The following is an 18,138-nucleotide window of genomic DNA, read 5'->3' as shown; positions in this document are numbered from 1 at the left end:
ATGAAAGAATTATGGAATATGTGCCAGCTTGCCTTTACGGCAGTTGGCGGATGGCTTGGATATTTTTTAGGCGGGTGTGATGGACTTATCATCGCACTCGTTTTATTTGTAGTCATTGATTACATCACAGGGGTGATGTGTGCTGTGGTAGATAGGAAGTTATCCAGTGCAGTAGGATTTAAAGGCATCTTTAGAAAGGTGCTTATTTTTATGCTTGTTGGTATTGCCAACATCATTGATGTGCAGGTGATTAAGTCTGGAAGTGTACTAAGAACCGCAGTGGTTTTCTTTTACCTTTCAAATGAGGGTCTATCACTTATTGAAAACTCTGTTCATCTAGGACTACCTGTTCCTGAAAAGCTAAAGGCAGTATTAAAGCAGCTAAACGATAAGGAGGAAAGTCATGAGTAACAGTTCATTAGTTAGTATAGTAAATTACAGTCCAAACCATAGTGGACGAAGAAATCAGCCCATTACAAAAATTGCTATTCACCATACAGCTGGCGCTGTGAGTGCAGCAACTATCGGTCAAATTTTTAAGCCAACTTCAAGACAGGCATCGTGTAATTATGGAATCGGAAATGATAACAAAATCGTTTTATGTGTAGATGAGAGTAACCGCTCTTGGTGTACATCATCTTCTTGGTGTGATAACAGAGCCATCACTATTGAAGTAGCCAATTCAAGTAACGGAGGCAATTGGCCTGTAAGCGATAGAGTGCTTGCTACCTTGATTGATTTAGTTACGGATATTTGCAGAAGAAATGGCATCAAGAATTGTACCTATACAGGTGGAAAAGACGGCGTATTACAAAAACATGAGTGGTATGCCAATACCAACTGTCCAGGACCTTATCTTGGTAGCAAATTTACCTACATTGCAAGTGAGGTCAACAAAAGACTACATGGTGGAAGTACAAGTCCATCTGTGACACAAAGCTCATCTTTATATAGGGTGAGAAAGTCATGGTCTGATGCAAAGAGTCAAAAGGGTGCATTTAGAAACTTTGAAAATGCTAAAAAGTGTGCCAATGCAAATTCAGGATATTCTGTCTATGATGCAAATGGTAGATCTGTTTACCCTGTAACAAGCTCGCAATCAAAGAGCATTGATACCTTAGCAAGGGAGGTAATTGCTGGCAACTGGGGTAATGGACAGGACAGAGTAAACCGTCTGACATCCGCAGGATATAACTATGATGCTGTTCAAGACAGAGTAAATGAGATCTTATCTGGAAATGCAAGTAAACCTGCTGGAAAATCCATTGACACCTTAGCTCGTGAAGTTATTAGAGGTGACTGGGGTAATGGTCAAGATAGAAAGAACAGACTTGAAAGAGCTGGATATGACTATACTGCAGTACAAAGACGAGTGAATGAACTTTTATAAGTAGTAAATTGAGCCTGGAGGCTATTCCTTAATTGGAATAATCTTCAGGCTTTTTTTTATTTGGGTTTACTATCCTCTCTTTTCTTTTGCCTGTGATTTGTAGGGAGAAGATTTTACATTAAGTCGGACAAATCGTTTTGAAACTCCCTTAGCCAGTGAGAAGGGAGTAGACCGATGAAATTAGAAGAAAAAGAAAAGATAAAGATTTTAAGAGAAAAGGGACTTGGATATACAGCGATAGCAAAAGAGATAAATATTTCTGTAAATACCATCAAAAGTTACTGTAAGCGTCATGGCCTTGGTGGAACTAAAACTTGTGATGAGGATACATCTCTCTGTGAGTATTGCGACAAACCTGTCATACAAAAACCGGGGAGAAAAAAGAAAAGATTTTGTTCAGATAAATGCAGAAATAACTGGTGGAATAAAAATAGAGAGTTAGTAAGTAAGAAAGCCAACTATGAATGTACCTGTGTTAGCTGCGGTAAGATTTTTATCTCTTATGGAAATAAGAATCGTAAGTATTGTAGCCATAGCTGCTATATCTATGACAGGTTTGGAGGTGAGCAAAATGCAGATAATTAAAGGTGCTCAAATCTCCATAGAAACAGAGGCTAGATCTTTCACAGAAGAAAAAATGCAAAAGGACTTTGAATATGAAGTGGCACAAATGCTGACAAAGAGGCTAGTAGATAATGGATTAATTTCAGAAGATGAAGCGGTGCAGATTAGCGAGCTTAATAAGCTCAATTTTGAGCCGTTTTATGAGGAAATACTGGATTAATAACTTGATAAATAATGTCTTTAGAGTGATATATAGTACTGACCAAAAAGGAGGTGAGACGATGGCAAAGATAACAAAAATAGAGAAAAGACAGCAAAATAACAGAGTTAAGAAAATGCGAGTAGCAGCCTATGCTAGAGTTTCAACAGAAAGTGCAGAACAACTCCTTAGTCTTGAAGTTCAAAAAGAACACTATGAAAATTACATAAAGGCAAATTCTTACTGGGAATACGCAGGGCTATATTTTGATGAAGGTATCAGTGGAACAAAAATAGAAAAAAGGGAGAGCCTGCTGAAATTACTTGATGATTGTGAAAAAGGAAAAATTGATAGGGTTATCACAAAATCTATCAGTAGATTTGCAAGAAATACAGTGGACTGCCTTGAAATGGTAAGAAAACTTACAGGACTTGGAGTAGCCATCTATTTTGAAAAGGAAAATATAGATACTGAGCATATGAGCTCAGAACTTATGCTTTCAATTCTAAGTTCTATTGCAGAAAGCGAATCAAGATCTATTTCGGAAAATAGCAAATGGTCGTTAAAAAGAAGGTTTGAAAATGGGACTTATGTTATTTCCTATCCACCCTACGGCTATGAAAATGTTGATGGAAAGATGGTTGTTGTTCCAAGTGAAGCTGAGATTGTGAAGGAAATTTTTAGAATGGCAATATCAGGATTGGGATCATATCTAATAGCGAATGAACTAAACAAAAGAGGCATAGCTACAAAGAAAAACATTAAATGGCACTCTTCAACAGTTCAAGCTATTTTAAAGAATGAAAAATATACAGGAGATGTTATCTTTCAAAAAACCTATACAGACGAGAATTTTAACAGACATCAAAATCGTGGAGAAAAGGTCAGATATATGATGAAAAATCACCACGAACCTATTATTAGCCATGAGGATTTTGAACTGGTAAAAACTGTAGTAGGTCAGAGAAGAAAAGAAAAAAATATAGATGGTTCAGATAACAAATATCAAAAAAGATACGCTCTTTCCGGAAAGGTATATTGCGGTGAATGTGGTTCAAAAGTAAAAAGGTGCATGAGATATGCACAAAGTGGAGACTATGCTGCTTGGACCTGCGTTAGGCATATTGAAGATAAGAAAAGCTGCAACATGAAGTATATAAGAGAAGAACATATCAAAGCAGCATATGTTCAAATGATGAATAAGCTTATAGCAGGCAAAAATACTATGCTGAAGCCTTTTGTAGACACTTTGCGAGGTGGCAATAACAAGGATCGGCTAAGGCATATTTTAGAACTTGATAAAAAAATAGAAAAGCTGAATGAACAAGCTCAGGTACTAACAAAGCTATTAAGTAGTGGTTATATAGAGCTAGATGTATTTTATGCAGAAAACAATAATATTTCCCTGGAGCTTGATGACCTTGAAAAGGAAAAAGCAAGTGTTTCATCAATCGTTAGTGGAGATCTAAATCATCTAAATGAAGCTCAAAAACTACTAAGATTTATAAACAAAAGTGATTGTATCAAAGATTTTATTGATGATACTTTTTCGGAATTTGTTGAGAAGATCACGATAGAAGATAGACTTAAATTCACCTTTCATCTGAAGTGCGGCTTAAATTTAACAGAGGAGGTGGTAGTAAAGTGACACACATACCATATGGATACCGAGTAGAGAATGCAAAAGGTGTTATCTATATACCAGAGGCTGAGAAGGTGATTGCTCTATATAAAAAATATCTTGAATGTAACTCAATGAGGGCATCAGCAAAAGCTGTAGGAATAGATAAAACACATAGTTCCATTGGAAAGATATTAAGAAATACGGTATATCTTGGAACAGAATTTTATCCAGAATTGATAGATGAAGATCTATTTAATAAGGTTCAAGAAGCTAGAAAAAATAATACGATTCAAAGGAACAGAATCAAAGAAATTAGTCCTTCAGAAGCGTTTGTGCCTGTTAGAGAATTTAAGTGCTGCAGAGCAGAGCTGAAATTTGATGATCCATATAAGCAGGCAGAATATGTATATAGTTTGATTAGGGAGGGATAGAGTTGAATGAGAATGTAATGCTTATTCCCGCTAGGAAAAGACCGGGAAATTCGATAAGTAATCAAAAAGAAAAACCTAAGTTAAAGGTAGTAGCTTATTGTAGAGTTAGTACTGATAGCGAGGAGCAAGCTGGAAGTTATGAAATGCAGGTGAAGCACTACACGGACTATATTTCTAGAAATAGTGATTGGGAATTTGTGGGAATTTATGCGGATGATGGTATATCGGGCACAAATACCAAAAAACGTGAAGGCTTTAATGAGATGATTAATGACTGCATGGCCGGTAAGGTGGATATGGTCATAACTAAATCCATCAGTAGATTTGCAAGAAATACCATAGACTGCCTGAAGTATGTAAGGCAGCTAAAAGACAGCAACATACCTATCATATTTGAGAAAGAAAATATAAATACTATGGAAGCAAGCGGTGAACTTCTTCTTACCATTATGGCATCACTTGCTCAGCAAGAATCAGCTTCATTATCTCAGAATGTTAAGATGGGTATACAGTTTAGGTATCAAGAGGGAAAAGTACAGATTAACACAAACTGGTTTTTAGGCTATACCAAAGATGCAGATGGCAATCTGATTATCGATGAGGAAGAGGCTAAGGTTGTAAAAAGAATCTATCGTGAGTATCTAACTGGATCAAGTCTAAGAGAAATTGCGACAGGACTCCAGAGGGATAAAATAAAAAATGGAGCAGGACATCTTAAGTGGCATGTTTCTAACATAAAAGGAATTCTAGAGAATGAAAAGTACATTGGTGACGCACTACTTCAAAAGACAATTACAACAGATTTTATCAATAAAGTTCGTATAAAAAATGATGGAACAGAGCCTCAATATTATGTAAAAGATAACCATGAAGCCATTATTCCAAGAGATATATTCATACAGGTGCAGGAAGAAATGCTAAGGCGCGCTAATATGTTTAGTGGAGAAGGGAAAAAGAAAAAGCGAGTCTATTCAAGTAAATATGCGCTTTCTAGTCTTTGTATTTGCTCGAAATGCGGAGATATTTATAGGCGAGTTGCTTGGAATAATCGTGGAGAGCGTTTGGTGGTATGGAGATGCTGTACAAGGGTTGAGCATGGGCCAAAAAGCTGTGATGCAGCTACTATACCAGAGGAAGAACTACAAAAAGCAGTTGTAAAAGCCATGAATGAGGTTTTGAAAACTTCTGATGATACTGAAAAAATTCTAATAAAGAATATTGAAAAAGTAGTTGCTGGAAGTAACGATGAAGAAATAGAAGCCATCAATAGAGTAATTGCGGTAAAACAAAAGGAACTCCTTGCACAGGTAAGAGCTAAGAAAGACTATACGGACATTGCTAATGAAGTTGATACCCTAAAGGGTGAAAAACATAAGATGCTTGTTCAAAAGGCTCTTGATGAAGATGCCAAAAGACGCATCAAGGATATGGAGAAATTTCTCAAAATTCAAAGCAGAGAGATAACAGAATATGATGAAGAACTTGTTAGAAAATACATCAAGCAAATAAAAATATATGATGATAAATTTGAAATAACCTTTAAATCTGGAATAGAAATAAATATTGAAAGAATAAGGATTGATTAAATCCTTTGAATGTATTTCGGGGTCTTAGGGTTCTCCCTAACAAGCTAAAAATTGATAAAAAAAGAAGCAGATCCCCAAGGGCTGCTTCGTCAATTTTCCGTAAGTGTCCGTACACTTACTGTGCTTGCTACAAAAGAATAATTAGATTAGCAAGCTTTAAGCAAGTTTTCAAATTTGTTATATAATTATAACATAAAAGTCAATGTATGTGTATAAATATCTTGACTTTTAAACATAACAAGTGTTATAATATAACTAAGTTATATTTGAAGAAAGGAGGGCAAATCATGGCAAACGGAGATTATGAAGTAACTCATAATAGGATTCTTAATAGTGGTAAGAAAATTTTCAAAGAACAAGGATTTGAAAAGGCAAATTTAAGAGCTATTTGCAAAGAAGCAGGTGTTACTACTGGGGCGTTTTATGGTCATTTTGAGGATAAGGAAGCACTTTTTTCTGAGTTAGTTGAGCCGATTGTAAGCCAAATCCGAAAATACTATGCTATGTATGAGGATAAGAGTTTTGAGACATATAAAAAGGAAGTTCCACTTGGGAAAGAAACCATTTATAAAATTTTAGACTTTAAAGCACATGGCGCTGTTAAGATGGTCTTGTATTTTTTTGAAAATAAAGATGCATTTGAGTTATTAGTGTTTGGTTCTTATGGAACAAAATACAGTAATTTTTTAGATGAACTCGTGGAAATAGAAGATAAAAATCACATCAAAATATTAAGCATGATTTATGGTGAAGATGGTGTCGGTAGTGTAATAACCGATATGGGAATTCACTTAATTAACCATGCATATTATTATGCTTTATCTGAAGTTGCTGTTCATTCTAAAAGCAGAGAAGAAGTAGAATTAAATGCCAAACTAATTTCAAAATTCTTTAATGAAGGATGGGGCAAAATAAGAGGTTTGTAAAATGGAAAATTTTTTTGCATCAAATATAACTTAGTTATATTAAAGATTTAATTTTATACAAATTGGCAACATGCTGCTTTATAAGCAGATAAAAAATATTATATGTATTCAAGGAGGAGAAAAATGAATTTAAAAGGTATTGTAAAAATAGCAGTATTTTCTGTTATTGGATTTGTTCTTACGATGGGATTAGGATTTTTGACAGGTTCTTTTGGAATGATTCCGAGTTTGTATTTATCATCGGCACTTGCAACAATTATTGCCGCACCAGTTTTTGTAATAATGTGTAAACAAGTCGCACAAAGAGGAACAGCATTCTTATATTTCTTATTACTCGGCGTGTTCTATGCTCTTATGGGAATGTGGCCCGTAATAGTAGTTTGTGCAATTGCAGGAATATTAGCAGAGCTTGTGATTGGTAAAAAGGAAAATTACTCAGACAAAAATATGAGAGTAGGACTTGGTTTTGGTGCTGGTATGTTTATATATTCGCTTCATGCGATGTATTTCACATTCGTATTTGGAGTCGAAGGTCTTACAAAACAATTCCCTAAGATGTTTACAACAGACTATGCAACATTTCTTTATAATTTTTACACCCCTAAAAACATTGCAATTTGCGTAGTGATCGCAATCGTTGCATCAATTATTGGTGCTAATTTTGGAACATATATTTACAACAAATTCTTTAGCAACAGGAAGAAAAAAAGTGTTTTGTAAAGGTGAAAAAAACTATATAGAAGGGTACCAACTATTAGATAAAATCAACCCACTTACTATAGTTGGGTTGATTTTACTATTTTCAGTTATTCTAACTGTTGGAGAGCAATCACAATATTTATTTTCCCTTATTTTTGTCTTAGGACTATTATTCTTATTTTCTATAAGAAAGGCATTTAGAACGATATGTTCATTGCTTATAGTATGGGGGCTTATTTATTTGCTGAAACCCCACTTAGGAAATGTTTTGGTTGGTTCTATATATACAATGCTACTTATAGTGTTGAAATTTGCTCCACTTTTCATTTTGGGAAAAGTGCTGTCTTCGTATAGTTCTTCGCATCTAATTGCTGCATTTAGAAAAATTGGTATTGATGGTGGAATAGGTATAGGAATCACAGTATTCTTTCGTTTTATTCCGGAAATTTCTATTAGGATGAAGGAAATAAACAATGGCATGAAAATTAGAGGATTTAAAGCAAGTATTTTCAAACCAATTAAAACATTTGAATTATATTTTGTTCCTCTTATGTATAAGTGCATAGATATAAGCGATACCTTAACTTGTTCAATCATATCAAAAGGCATTGAATATGATGGCAAAAAAACAAGTTTTCATGATGTAAAATTTACTTTTATCGATATTGTAATGTTAATGATTGGAATAATTTTGGTTTTGGTGAGTGTATGGAAAATATCTTAGGAGCAAATATACGCAAATTTTCATACGGCGAGGACTTAGTACTAAAAGACTTAAAACTGTCTGTAAAAAAAGGAGAGATAGTTGTATTAACAGGTCTTTCAGGATGTGGGAAAACAACATTTTTAAGACTTCTAAATGGACTCATTCCATATTTTTACGAAGGAAATTTAGAAGGTAATATTGAGCTTTTGGGAAAAGAAATATCTTCGTATCAGAAAGGTGAACTTGCAAAATATATAGGAAATGTATTTCAAAATCCCAAGGATCAGTTCTTTTGCGATGTGGTTGAAGATGAAGTTGCTTTGGTAGGAGAAAATCTTGGGTTAGATGAGAACTTATTAAAAGAAAAGGTAGATAAAGCATTAAATTTATTGGAGATAGGTCATCTAAGAAAAAAATCTATCTTTGAATTGTCTGGTGGAGAAAGACAAAAGGTGGCGATAGCAGGAACACTTATTTATGATACAGACATTATCTTTTTCGACGAACCTTCAAGTAGCCTTGATTATGACAGTATAAGGAAATTTGAAAACATACTTGTTAAGTTAAAAGCGATTGGCAAGACAATTGTAATAGCTGAACATAGATTGTATTACCTTAAAAATATTTTTGATCGTCTTGTCTATATGAAAGATGGAACGGTAGAAAATATTTTTAAAAAAGGTGAACTCGATAACCGGAAGTGTAAAGAACTGGAATTAAGAACATTAAATGAAAAAGAACTTGTGTCGGAAAAAGAGCCATTAAAAACCAGAAGCTATATAAAAGTCGACAATGCAAATATTCACCAAGGGAAAAGAACTTTGATAAAAGATTTGACTTTTGACATTAAAGAAAAAGAAATCATGGGAATTATCGGTTCTAATGGAATTGGGAAAACAACATTAGCAAATTCTTTGTGTGGGCTTTCCGAAAAAAGATTAGATGTGAATTATGGAAAGAACAAGAAGGAACGATTGAAAAATTCTTATTTAGTTTTGCAAGATGTTGATGCTCAGATTTTTTTAGACACTGTGGAAAATGAGCTGATATTTTGTAAAGAAAAGAATACGGAAAGTGATTTGGAAGAAATACGAGATTACTTAAAGCAAACAAATTTGTGGCATAAGAAAGTAAGCCACCCACAAAAATTGTCTGGTGGTCAAAAACAAAGACTTGCGATTATTACTTCGTTTTTATCCAATCGAAAATTGATAGTTTTAGATGAACCGACCTCTGGACTTGATTACAGAAGTATGAGTATTATATCTGATTTAATTACAGAAAAATCAGAGGAAGTTCCATTTATCATTATTACGCATGACTTGGAACTACTATTCAAAACTTGCCATTCTGTTTTAATGATTGGCAGAGAAAATTATAAAAAAATATCTGTAAAAGGAAATGAACAAGTGATTATGGATTTTATGGATAATAAAAAATCTTTGATTAAGGAGGAGAATGATGTTAAATAAGGTTTTTGAGTATGCTGGTTCGCATAAGAAAACAATACATTTAGCGAGTTTTATTATGCTATTAAGTGTCATTATGGGAGTTGTGCCATTTCTATTTGCTTATCAGATTATAAATCCTTTGATTTTAGGACAAAATTTGGAATTCAAAAGGTTAGTTATTTTGCTTGCCGGTATTTTGATATGTTTGGTTTTGCAAGCATTATTAGGTGGTTTGGGTCTTAATATGTCCCATAAGGCAGCATATAACACATTATTTGGACTTAGAACATCTCTACAAAAAAAGATGGAGAATCTTCCCTTAGGAGCTATTGAAGAAAAGGGAACAGGTGCTATTAAAAAGATGTTTGTAGATGATATTGGTAGTTTGGAAGTTCTTTTGGCACACTCATTGCCTGAAGGAATTGCCAATTTAATTGTGCCTGTAATGGTATATATTGCAATGTTTTTCGTTGACTGGAGACTGGCACTTATGTCTTTGGCATCCATTCCACTAAGCATTGTCGCTATGATGATTATGTATTCCGCAGGAATGAAAAAAATGGGACCATATTATATGGCGAGTGGAAAAATGAATAATACCATTATTGAATATGTGAATGGTATGGAAGTAGTAAAAGTGTTTAACAAGCAAGCGGAATCATATCAAAGATTTTCTAAAGATGTTGGAGATTATAGAGATTATGCACTCGCTTGGTATAAGACTGCATGGCCATGGATGGCATTGTATAGTGCCTTGCTCCCATGCACGATTATATTAACATTGCCGCTTGGCGGTTACTTTGCTTACATGGGCTATGTTAGTCTTTCTGATTTGATATTGGTTTTATGCCTATCTTTGAGTATTGGCTTACCACTCTTAAAGGCTTTGGGATTTTTACCAACGATGCCACAGCTTAATTATAAAATATCTGCATTGGAAGATGCTTTAAATATAGAACCATTAAAACAAGGTGAAAACAAGTTTAAAGGTATAGATCAAACTATTTCCTATGACAATGTTACATTTGGTTATCAACTAAGCAAGATGGGAGAGAATGGACAACCTGAAACATACATTAAAAATGTGATTCATAATGTGAGCTTTACAGCAAAAGTTGGAGAAAAGACAGCCATTGTTGGAGAATCAGGCTCAGGTAAAAGCACCTTAGCGAAACTCTTAATTCATTACTATGATGTTTTAGAAGGAAGCATTAGTATTGGAGGACAAAATTTACAGGATATGAGTCTTAAGGCACTGAATAAAGAGATTTCTTATGTGTCTCAAGACCAATATTTATTTAATACTTCACTCTTAGAAAATATTCGTATCGGAAATTTGTCAGCTACGGATGAAGAAGTGATAGAAGCTGCAAAGAAAGCTCAGTGTATGGAATTTTTAGATAAGCTCCCAAATGGTATTTACTCTTTGGCTGGCGAGGCAGGAAAGATGTTATCAGGTGGAGAGAGACAAAGAATATCCCTTGCAAGAGCTATCTTAAAAAATGCACCGATTGTTGTACTTGATGAAGCTACTGCCTATGCAGATCCTGAAAATGAAGAAAAGATGGAAGCTGCGATTGCTGAACTTGTAAAAGGTAAAACATTGATTGTAATTGCTCATAAACTTCCGGCAATTGTAGATGCAGACCAAATATTGGTAATGAATCATGGCCGTTTAGTTGCAAATGGAAAACATAAGGACTTGTTAGAATCATCAGCAGACTACCGTAAATTATGGGATGCGACAATATTTAGTAAGGAATGGAAAATTGATAGAAAGGCAGGTGAAATGAATGTTTAAGCTAATATCAAGAATTTTAAACTTGTCAGGAAAGTATAAAAATAGAATTAAAGGGGCATTTGTTTTTGCCTTTGTTGAATCCATATTAAGTAAAATGCCTATATTTATTGCATTTACCGTTTTGATAGGATTTTATGAAAAAACGAATACCTCCAAAACTTTTCTATATGTAGGAATAGGACTTGTTTTAGTGGTTTTATTACAAGCGGTGGTTCATTTCTTAAGCGATAAATTGCAAAGTGCAGCCGGCTTTCTGATTTTTGCAGACAAAAGGATGAAGCTTGGAAATCACCTTAGAAAACTTCCTATGGGATATTTCACATCAGGAAATTTAGGAAAAATCAATTCTGTTTTAAGTTCAGATATGGCATTCATTGAGGAAGTATCCATGAGTACCATAGCTAATATGATGAGTTATGTGCTTTCAACCGTTGTGCTTACTATATTCATGTTTGTTTTGGACTACAGAATTGGATTGATTGCGGTGTTTGTAATATTGGTTGCAACACTGATTGCAAACGGCATGAATAAGATGTCTTTATCTGAAGCTGTTATCAGGCAAGAGCAAGGAGAGAAGCTAACAGATTCAGTTTTGTCATTTGCAGAAGGAATTAGTGTAATCAAAAGCTATAACCTTTTAGGCGACAATTCAAAGGCTCTTACAGATAGCTTTGCTTCATCAAGAGACACTTCTATAAAGTTTGAAAAGAAGATGACACCTTGGACAAGCGGATTGAACATCATTTATGGTATCGGAATTACATTTATTTTGGCACTTGCTTTGTATCTTCATTTACAAGGAATGTTGAAACTTCCTTATGTGTTAGGACTGATACTATTTGTATTTGACTTATTCAGTCCATTAAAAACTCTTTATGGAGAAGCAAGCAGGCTAACAGTTATGAATGCTGCTTTAGATCGTATTGAAGAAGTATTAAATGAAACGGAACTACAGGATACAGGTAAAAAACATATCTTAAAGGCTAAGTTTGGTGAGCCGGAAATTAGTTTTAATCATGTGAAATTTTCTTATGGAGAAAAAGAGGTTTTGCATGATATGAATTTTGAAATGAAAAAGAATACAATGACAGCTTTAGTTGGACAATCTGGTGGAGGAAAATCTACAGTAGCCAACCTTTTAGCGAGATTTTGGGATGTAGACTCCGGTGAAATTTTGATTAGAGGAGTGAATATAAAGGATGTTTCACTATCTGAATTGATGTCGGAAATTAGTATGGTTTTCCAGAGAGTTTATTTATTCCAAGATACGATTTTTAATAATATTGCCATGGGGAAAGAAAATGCGACGAAAGAAGAAGTTATAGAAGCCGCAAAAAAAGCAAGATGTTATGACTTTATTATGGCACTTCCTGATGGATTTGACACAATGATTGGAGAAGGAGGAGCAACTCTATCCGGTGGTGAAAAACAAAGAATTTCTATTGCTCGCTGCATATTAAAAGATGCTCCTATTGTAATTCTTGACGAGGCAACAGCAAGTGTTGATGTGGACAATGAAAGCTATATACAGGAAGCAATCAGTGAATTGGTAAAAAACAAGACATTGCTTGTGATTGCCCATAGATTAGGCACAATCAAAGAGGCTGATAATATTATTGTAATAAAAGATGGGAATATTGCAGAACAAGGAAATCACAGTGATTTAATGACTTTAGATGGAATCTATAAAAATATGGTACAACTGCAAGAAAAAAATAAAGGACTAAAAATTATATAAAAATTGGTCTAAGAGAGGAGAAGACGATGAAACAAGATATGAAAGAACAATTATTAACAAAAAGACCAATAGACTTGTTATTTCAATTATCTATACCGGCTGTTATCGGAATGATTGTTATCGGCTTATATCCGTTAATGGATGGAATATTTGCTGGAAAAATCATAGGGCAAACAGCAATGACTGCCTGCGGCGTTGCAATGCCACTTACCTTTTTTAACAGCGGTGTTTCAACTTTACTTGGTGTAGGTTCTGCATCTGTACTTTCAAGAGCAATCGGTAAAGGAGATCAAAAAACTGTAGATAAAATAATGGGCAACCTAATCTATTGGGTGATTTTCTTCTCTGTAATTATTACAGTTGGAGGAATACTTCTTGCTCCACATTTCTTGTCTATGGTTGGAGCAACAGGTGAAATCAAAGCCTATGGCATTAGATACCTTAGAGTGATCTTTATAGGCTCTTTGTTTGTAAACTTCACACAGTCCGCAAACATGGTTATGCGTGGTGAAGGACTGATGAAAAAAGCTATGACGATTATGGGATTTGGGGCATTACTGAATATTATTCTTGACCCTATCTTAATGACTGTTATGGGTGAATATGCGATTGAAGGTGCTGCCCTTGCAACCATCACAGCACAATTTGTTCAGGCAGTGGCAACACTACATTATTTCTTGAAAAAGAGTAAAGTTGTTAAAATCCATAAGATAAAGTCTAATCCGGAGATAAAAAAAGAAATGTTTGGGGTAGGATCATCAGCTATGATGATGCAGCTTTTATTTATGATACAACAAACTATGCTTTATAAAATGGCATTTAAGTATGGCGGAGATCCAAACGGAATTTTGATGGCAGCATCGCTTCGTGTATATGCCTTTTCGTTCATTCCACTTTGGGGAATGAGTCAAGGATTGCAGCCTGTTGTCGGAACAAACTTCGGAGCAAAGCAATATGACAGAGTAAGGCAAGCAATGAAGGTATTTTCTATCGGAGGACTTGTGCTTGCGGCAATCTTTTGGATTCCATCATTATTGCTATCAAGTCAGATACTTTCTTTGTTTGGAGTAGAGACAAATATCATAGAACAAGGGGTAGGAAATTTCAGACTGTTCTATTCCGTATTTATTTTATATGGAGTAATGGTCATGAGCATTACATTTTTCCAATCTATTGGAAACGGAAAGAAAGCGGGGATTATTGTTATGCTTAGACAGCTGTTCCTGTTTGTCCCTGCAATGATTCTTTTGCCAATGGTATTTGGAGTAAAAGCTGTTTGGTTCACACAGCCCCTTGTTGATTTCATTATGATTGTTGTTGGAATCTTCATGATGCTTGGAGAACTTAATAAAATGGGGAAAGAAAAAGTTAAAGCATAAAATTTCTTATTAGGTGTTTAGAATTTGAAACATTAGAAGGACTTAATTTATGGAAAATAGTTAGCTATAAAATGGAGGGATAGAAATGGAAAAGTCTATATATTTATTTGAAAGAATAAACCACAATAAAAATAGTCCTTTTTCCTATAAGCTTTATAGCTGTTTGTCTTTCCATATGCTCTTCTAAACAATTAAATATAATTAAAGGAAGAGCAAGTTTCTTTCATTTTAGAGGACTTCTTATGCCTATGTGCAGAAGTCCTCCTTTTTTGTCTAAAAACGCAGACAAAAAAGAAATGGAGGAAACATATATGCCCAAAGAATATTACCTTTATGTCAACGGACAAAAGGTCAAAGTCAGAGAGCAGATATAAAAAAAATCAACATAATCAGTGGATTGTAAATATTAAAATTTCGTTTATAATAAAATGTTAGAAAATAATTATCATTACAGCTTAAACCTTTTAACGATAGCCTTGTCCTATCGTTAAAAAGTGTACTCGACAAGTTTCCACGAACGGACAATACGACTTGTTATTCATACTGTTTTTGCGTGCCATGTAGAGTGCATAGCGTTGATACAAAGAGTGAAATCGTGAAAATACTGCATTTTAAGCAGTTTTACAAACATTATGTATTTGTAGAAGACGGAGAGGGAGGACGAAAAAAAGTCTTAAAAAATTATATGGATGTGAATGTTTGCATTGATATGGTGTGTGGAGATACAAAGAATGCTTTAGAAAGTGAGGACTACTAAATGATGAGATGGATAATAAAAATAATTTTGTTTCCAATTAGCTTGGCATTAAGTATCCTCACAGCATTTCTGACATTTCTACTTGGTATTGGAACAGCCCTACTATATTTGCTGATGATGTTTTGCATATTTGGAGCAATTGCCTCTTTTCTGCAAAAAGAAGTTACCATCGGAATAGAAGCATTGATATTAGGTTTCTTGTTAAGTCCATACGGAATACCGATGGTTGGAGCAACTGTTATAGCTTTTTTACAAGGTATCAATGAAGCAATAAAATCAACCTAAAAAATTTCATAAAAATGGTTACCAAAGGCGATAGAGAAAAAACTATCGTCTTTTTCTTTGCAAATTTTTAAGAGAGGAGGTGATCCTGCATGAACTTTGACTATTTCTATAACAGAGAAGCGGAAAGATTTAACTTTCTAAAAGTGCCTGAAATATTGGTAGACGGAGAAGAATTTAAGGGACTGTCTGCTGAAGCCATTATCCTATACTCCATGCTTTTGAAACGCACAGGAATGTCCTTTAAGAATAACTGGGTGGACAAGGAAGGCAGAGTATTTATCTATTTTACTGTTGAAGAAATTATGAGAAGAAGAAATATCTCAAAGCCGACAGCTATAAAAACATTGGACGAGTTAGACAGCAAAAAAGGAATAGGACTGATTGAAAGAGTAAGGCTTGGACTTGGTAAGCCGAATGTCATTTATGTTAAAGATTTTATGAGCATAATAGCGGTAAAAGAAAATGACTTTCAGAAGTCAAAAAACTTAACTTCAGAAGTAAAAGATTTTAACCTCAGAAGTAAAGAAAATGAACTTCAGGAAGTTCAAAATGTTGACTCTAACTATATAGAGAATAATAAGAGTAAATATAGTAAGAGAGAATATAGTTTTGGGAAAAGCGGACTTGGAACATTTCAAAATGTCTTTTTGAAAGATGAGGATATAGGAGAATTACAAATAAAAATGGCAGGAGAGCTTGATAACTACATTGAAAGACTATCAACCTATCTTCAAAGTACCGGAAAGACATATAAAGACCATAAAGCAACAATCCTTTCTTGGTTCTATAAAGATCAGGGAAGTAAGAAAAAAACCAATATCCCTACATGGGAGGAATATAACAAAGGAGTACATTTATGATTAAAGAATTAGAAAAAGTGATGATAGAAGATGTGGAATACAGCTTTGATCCTGAAAAAGAATACATCAAAGACGGACACGCCTACTGTAAAGTGTGCCATGAAAGAAAAGATGGAAAAGCATTAGAATTTTTCGGAAAGCAGATGATATTTAAGACAGCTTGTAAATGCGATAGAGATAGAGAAGCAAAAGAAAAAGAAAGACAAAAGCAGCTTGAAATCGAGAGATTAAAAAGTATCTGCTTCACATCCATGATTCAATGGGCATATACCTTTGAAAACTATGAGGGAAAAGAAAATCAGAGTCTTATCATCGCAAAGAATTTTGTAAAAGACTATGAGCTGATGAGAAAAGAAAATATCGGACTCCTATTCTATGGTTCGGTGGGTAGCGGAAAGACCTATCTTGCCTGCTCTATTGCCAATGCTCTGATTGAACAGTATCAGATAAGCGTTAAGATTAGAAACTTTGCACAGATAATCAACGAACTGCAAAAAGGCGGATTTGACCTTGATAAAAACGCATATATCGAATCCCTTGTAAACACTTCCGTTCTCATCTTAGATGATTTAGGAATTGAAAGAGATACAAGCTATGCAAAAGAGCAGGTATATAACATTGTGAATAACAGGTACTTAAAGCATAAACCAACAATCTTTACCACAAATCTTTCATACAGCCAAATTGAAAACTGTACGGAGAGTGTGGAATACCAAAGAATTTACTCAAGGATTATCGAGATGTGTATTCCTGTGATGGTGCTTGGAGAAGATTACAGGAAAGTTATTCAGGAAGAAAAATTGAAGAGGAATAAAGAAAGATTACTGACTGGAGGTGAGAGAACTTGATCAATGAAGAAATTGCAAGAAAAACGCTGAATATGGAGGTTAAAGCCGGAAAAGTAACAGCAAAACTTCTTTTGACTTTACTCAAGAAACTGATGAAAGAGGCTGAGAAACTCGGAGGACTGGAAAAGCTCGTTAGTAGCAAAGGAAATGAAGTGAAGCTCAAAGATATGGTTAAAAAGGGACAGCTTGAAGAAATTCCGGTAGAAGAAGCAGAGCTGAAGGAACTGAAAAAGGAACTTAATCGGTATGGGGTAAAGTTTTCAGTAATGAAAGATAAGGAAAGCGGTAAATACTCCGTATTCTTTCAGGCAAAAGACATGAAAGTGATGGATAAAGCCTTTAAACACGCTCTTTCAGAATCAGAAAAGAAAACGGAAAGGAAAGAGTCCATTCACAAAAATATTGAGAAGTTCAAGGAGATGGCAAAGAACACTGTTTCTAAAGATAAAGTCAAGAATAAACAAAAGGAGCAGATCCTATGATAGATAAGATACTAAAAGACATCAAAGGCTTATTTAAGGTGCAAGATAAGGCAAAGTTTCTAAAGCAGAATATTCCCTATCTTGCATTTTTCTATTTTGGCAATATCTTTTCTCACCATGTACGAGCCTATACTGGTGGCGATGTGATAGACAAAATCTTTCAAGGAATATTAGAGCTTAATACCATGAGCTTTATTCCAAGCGTTCATCCAATAGATGTTTTAATGGGTGTGGGCGTGGCAGCTTTAATTAAATTTATCGTCTATACCAAAGGCAAAAATGCGAAAAAGTTTAGACAGGGGAAAGAGTATGGTTCGGCAAGATGGGTTGCATAATATTAACTGAACAGGAGTGATATATAGACACGAGAAAAGGAGGATAATGCCATGATAGAATATCATAACAAAATCAC

General features: G+C 34.5%; 19 protein-coding genes and 2 pseudogenes. All 21 read left to right on the top strand.

The window, feature by feature from the left end; genetic code table 11:
* Positions 1-411 carry a phage holin family protein gene (locus J2Z38_RS06170; protein WP_001933615.1) on the top strand — a complete coding sequence of 137 codons (411 nt, stop codon included), beginning with the start codon at positions 1-3 and terminating at the stop codon, positions 409-411.
* Positions 404-1,231 (top strand): annotated as a pseudogene (locus tag J2Z38_RS06165) (N-acetylmuramoyl-L-alanine amidase); the annotation flags it as partial. The gene J2Z38_RS06170 and the pseudogene J2Z38_RS06165, both read left to right, overlap by 8 nt.
* Positions 1,226-1,390 (top strand): hypothetical protein, encoded by a 165-nt coding sequence (locus J2Z38_RS10790; protein ID WP_459208507.1) that lies wholly within the window; start codon positions 1,226-1,228, stop codon positions 1,388-1,390. The pseudogene J2Z38_RS06165 and the gene J2Z38_RS10790, both read left to right, overlap by 6 nt.
* Positions 1,391-1,564: 174 nt before the next feature.
* A complete protein-coding gene (locus J2Z38_RS06160) occupies positions 1,565-1,975 on the top strand; it encodes a helix-turn-helix domain-containing protein (RefSeq protein WP_019116062.1) in 411 nt (136 codons plus the stop codon).
* Positions 1,962-2,174, top strand: coding sequence for an SHOCT domain-containing protein (locus J2Z38_RS06155; RefSeq protein WP_019116061.1), 213 nt, complete (start codon positions 1,962-1,964; stop codon positions 2,172-2,174). Before J2Z38_RS06160 ends, J2Z38_RS06155 begins: the two co-directional genes overlap by 14 nt.
* A 61-nt stretch (positions 2,175-2,235) precedes the next feature.
* Positions 2,236-3,801 (top strand): recombinase family protein, encoded by a 1,566-nt coding sequence (locus J2Z38_RS06150; protein ID WP_019116060.1) that lies wholly within the window; start codon positions 2,236-2,238, stop codon positions 3,799-3,801.
* Positions 3,798-4,208 (top strand): recombinase family protein, encoded by a 411-nt coding sequence (locus tag J2Z38_RS06145; RefSeq protein WP_019116059.1) that lies wholly within the window; start codon positions 3,798-3,800, stop codon positions 4,206-4,208. The genes J2Z38_RS06150 and J2Z38_RS06145 overlap by 4 nt, the downstream gene beginning before the upstream one ends.
* 2 nt (positions 4,209-4,210) lie before the next feature.
* A complete protein-coding gene (locus J2Z38_RS06140; RefSeq protein ID WP_019116058.1) occupies positions 4,211-5,794 on the top strand; it encodes a recombinase family protein in 1,584 nt (527 codons plus the stop codon).
* Positions 5,795-6,081: 287 nt separating this feature from the next.
* On the top strand, positions 6,082-6,720 hold the full coding sequence (locus J2Z38_RS06135) for a TetR/AcrR family transcriptional regulator (protein ID WP_001273433.1): 639 nt from the start codon (positions 6,082-6,084) through the stop codon (positions 6,718-6,720).
* Between the two features lie 123 nt (positions 6,721-6,843).
* Positions 6,844-7,440, top strand: coding sequence for an MptD family putative ECF transporter S component (locus J2Z38_RS06130; protein WP_001049471.1), 597 nt, complete (start codon positions 6,844-6,846; stop codon positions 7,438-7,440).
* The gene (locus J2Z38_RS06125) at positions 7,373-8,143 is read left to right on the top strand and encodes an energy-coupling factor transporter transmembrane component T family protein (RefSeq protein ID WP_442417715.1); all 771 of its coding nucleotides are present in this window, start codon (positions 7,373-7,375) and stop codon (positions 8,141-8,143) included. The genes J2Z38_RS06130 and J2Z38_RS06125 overlap by 68 nt, the downstream gene beginning before the upstream one ends.
* Positions 8,128-9,597, top strand: a complete 1,470-nt coding sequence (locus J2Z38_RS06120) for an ABC transporter ATP-binding protein (RefSeq protein ID WP_019116057.1) — start codon at positions 8,128-8,130, stop codon at positions 9,595-9,597. Before J2Z38_RS06125 ends, J2Z38_RS06120 begins: the two co-directional genes overlap by 16 nt.
* Positions 9,587-11,377: an ABC transporter ATP-binding protein gene (locus tag J2Z38_RS06115; RefSeq protein WP_000933065.1), complete on the top strand. Its 1,791-nt coding sequence runs from the start codon at positions 9,587-9,589 to the stop codon at positions 11,375-11,377. The genes J2Z38_RS06120 and J2Z38_RS06115 overlap by 11 nt, the downstream gene beginning before the upstream one ends.
* Positions 11,370-13,115, top strand: a complete 1,746-nt coding sequence (locus tag J2Z38_RS06110; RefSeq protein WP_071132113.1) for an ABC transporter ATP-binding protein — start codon at positions 11,370-11,372, stop codon at positions 13,113-13,115. Before J2Z38_RS06115 ends, J2Z38_RS06110 begins: the two co-directional genes overlap by 8 nt.
* Positions 13,116-13,141: 26 nt before the next feature.
* Positions 13,142-14,494: an MATE family efflux transporter gene (locus tag J2Z38_RS06105; RefSeq protein WP_209773858.1), complete on the top strand. Its 1,353-nt coding sequence runs from the start codon at positions 13,142-13,144 to the stop codon at positions 14,492-14,494.
* Positions 14,495-15,089: 595 nt separating this feature from the next.
* Positions 15,090-15,251, top strand: a complete 162-nt coding sequence (locus J2Z38_RS06100; protein WP_209773856.1) for a hypothetical protein — start codon at positions 15,090-15,092, stop codon at positions 15,249-15,251.
* On the top strand, positions 15,252-15,536 hold the full coding sequence (locus J2Z38_RS06095; RefSeq protein WP_004830069.1) for a CD1845 family protein: 285 nt from the start codon (positions 15,252-15,254) through the stop codon (positions 15,534-15,536).
* An 89-nt stretch (positions 15,537-15,625) separates the two neighbouring features.
* A complete protein-coding gene (locus J2Z38_RS06090) occupies positions 15,626-16,396 on the top strand; it encodes a replication initiator protein A (protein ID WP_004830073.1) in 771 nt (256 codons plus the stop codon).
* Positions 16,393-17,244 (top strand): ATP-binding protein, encoded by an 852-nt coding sequence (locus tag J2Z38_RS06085; RefSeq protein WP_004830074.1) that lies wholly within the window; start codon positions 16,393-16,395, stop codon positions 17,242-17,244. The genes J2Z38_RS06090 and J2Z38_RS06085 overlap by 4 nt, the downstream gene beginning before the upstream one ends.
* Positions 17,241-17,726 carry a PcfB family protein gene (locus tag J2Z38_RS06080; RefSeq protein ID WP_008800878.1) on the top strand — a complete coding sequence of 162 codons (486 nt, stop codon included), beginning with the start codon at positions 17,241-17,243 and terminating at the stop codon, positions 17,724-17,726. The genes J2Z38_RS06085 and J2Z38_RS06080 overlap by 4 nt, the downstream gene beginning before the upstream one ends.
* Positions 17,723-18,052: pseudogene (locus J2Z38_RS06075) on the top strand (VirD4-like conjugal transfer protein, CD1115 family); the annotation flags it as partial. The gene J2Z38_RS06080 and the pseudogene J2Z38_RS06075, both read left to right, overlap by 4 nt.
* Between the last annotated feature and the right edge of the window lie 86 nt (positions 18,053-18,138).

This window comes from Anaerococcus degeneri, assembly GCF_017874475.1.
Lineage (GTDB): Bacteria > Bacillota > Clostridia > Tissierellales > Peptoniphilaceae > Anaerococcus > Anaerococcus degeneri.
The sequence above is the reverse complement of the archived record's forward strand: the minus strand, read 5'-3'. Positions and strand labels throughout refer to the sequence as shown.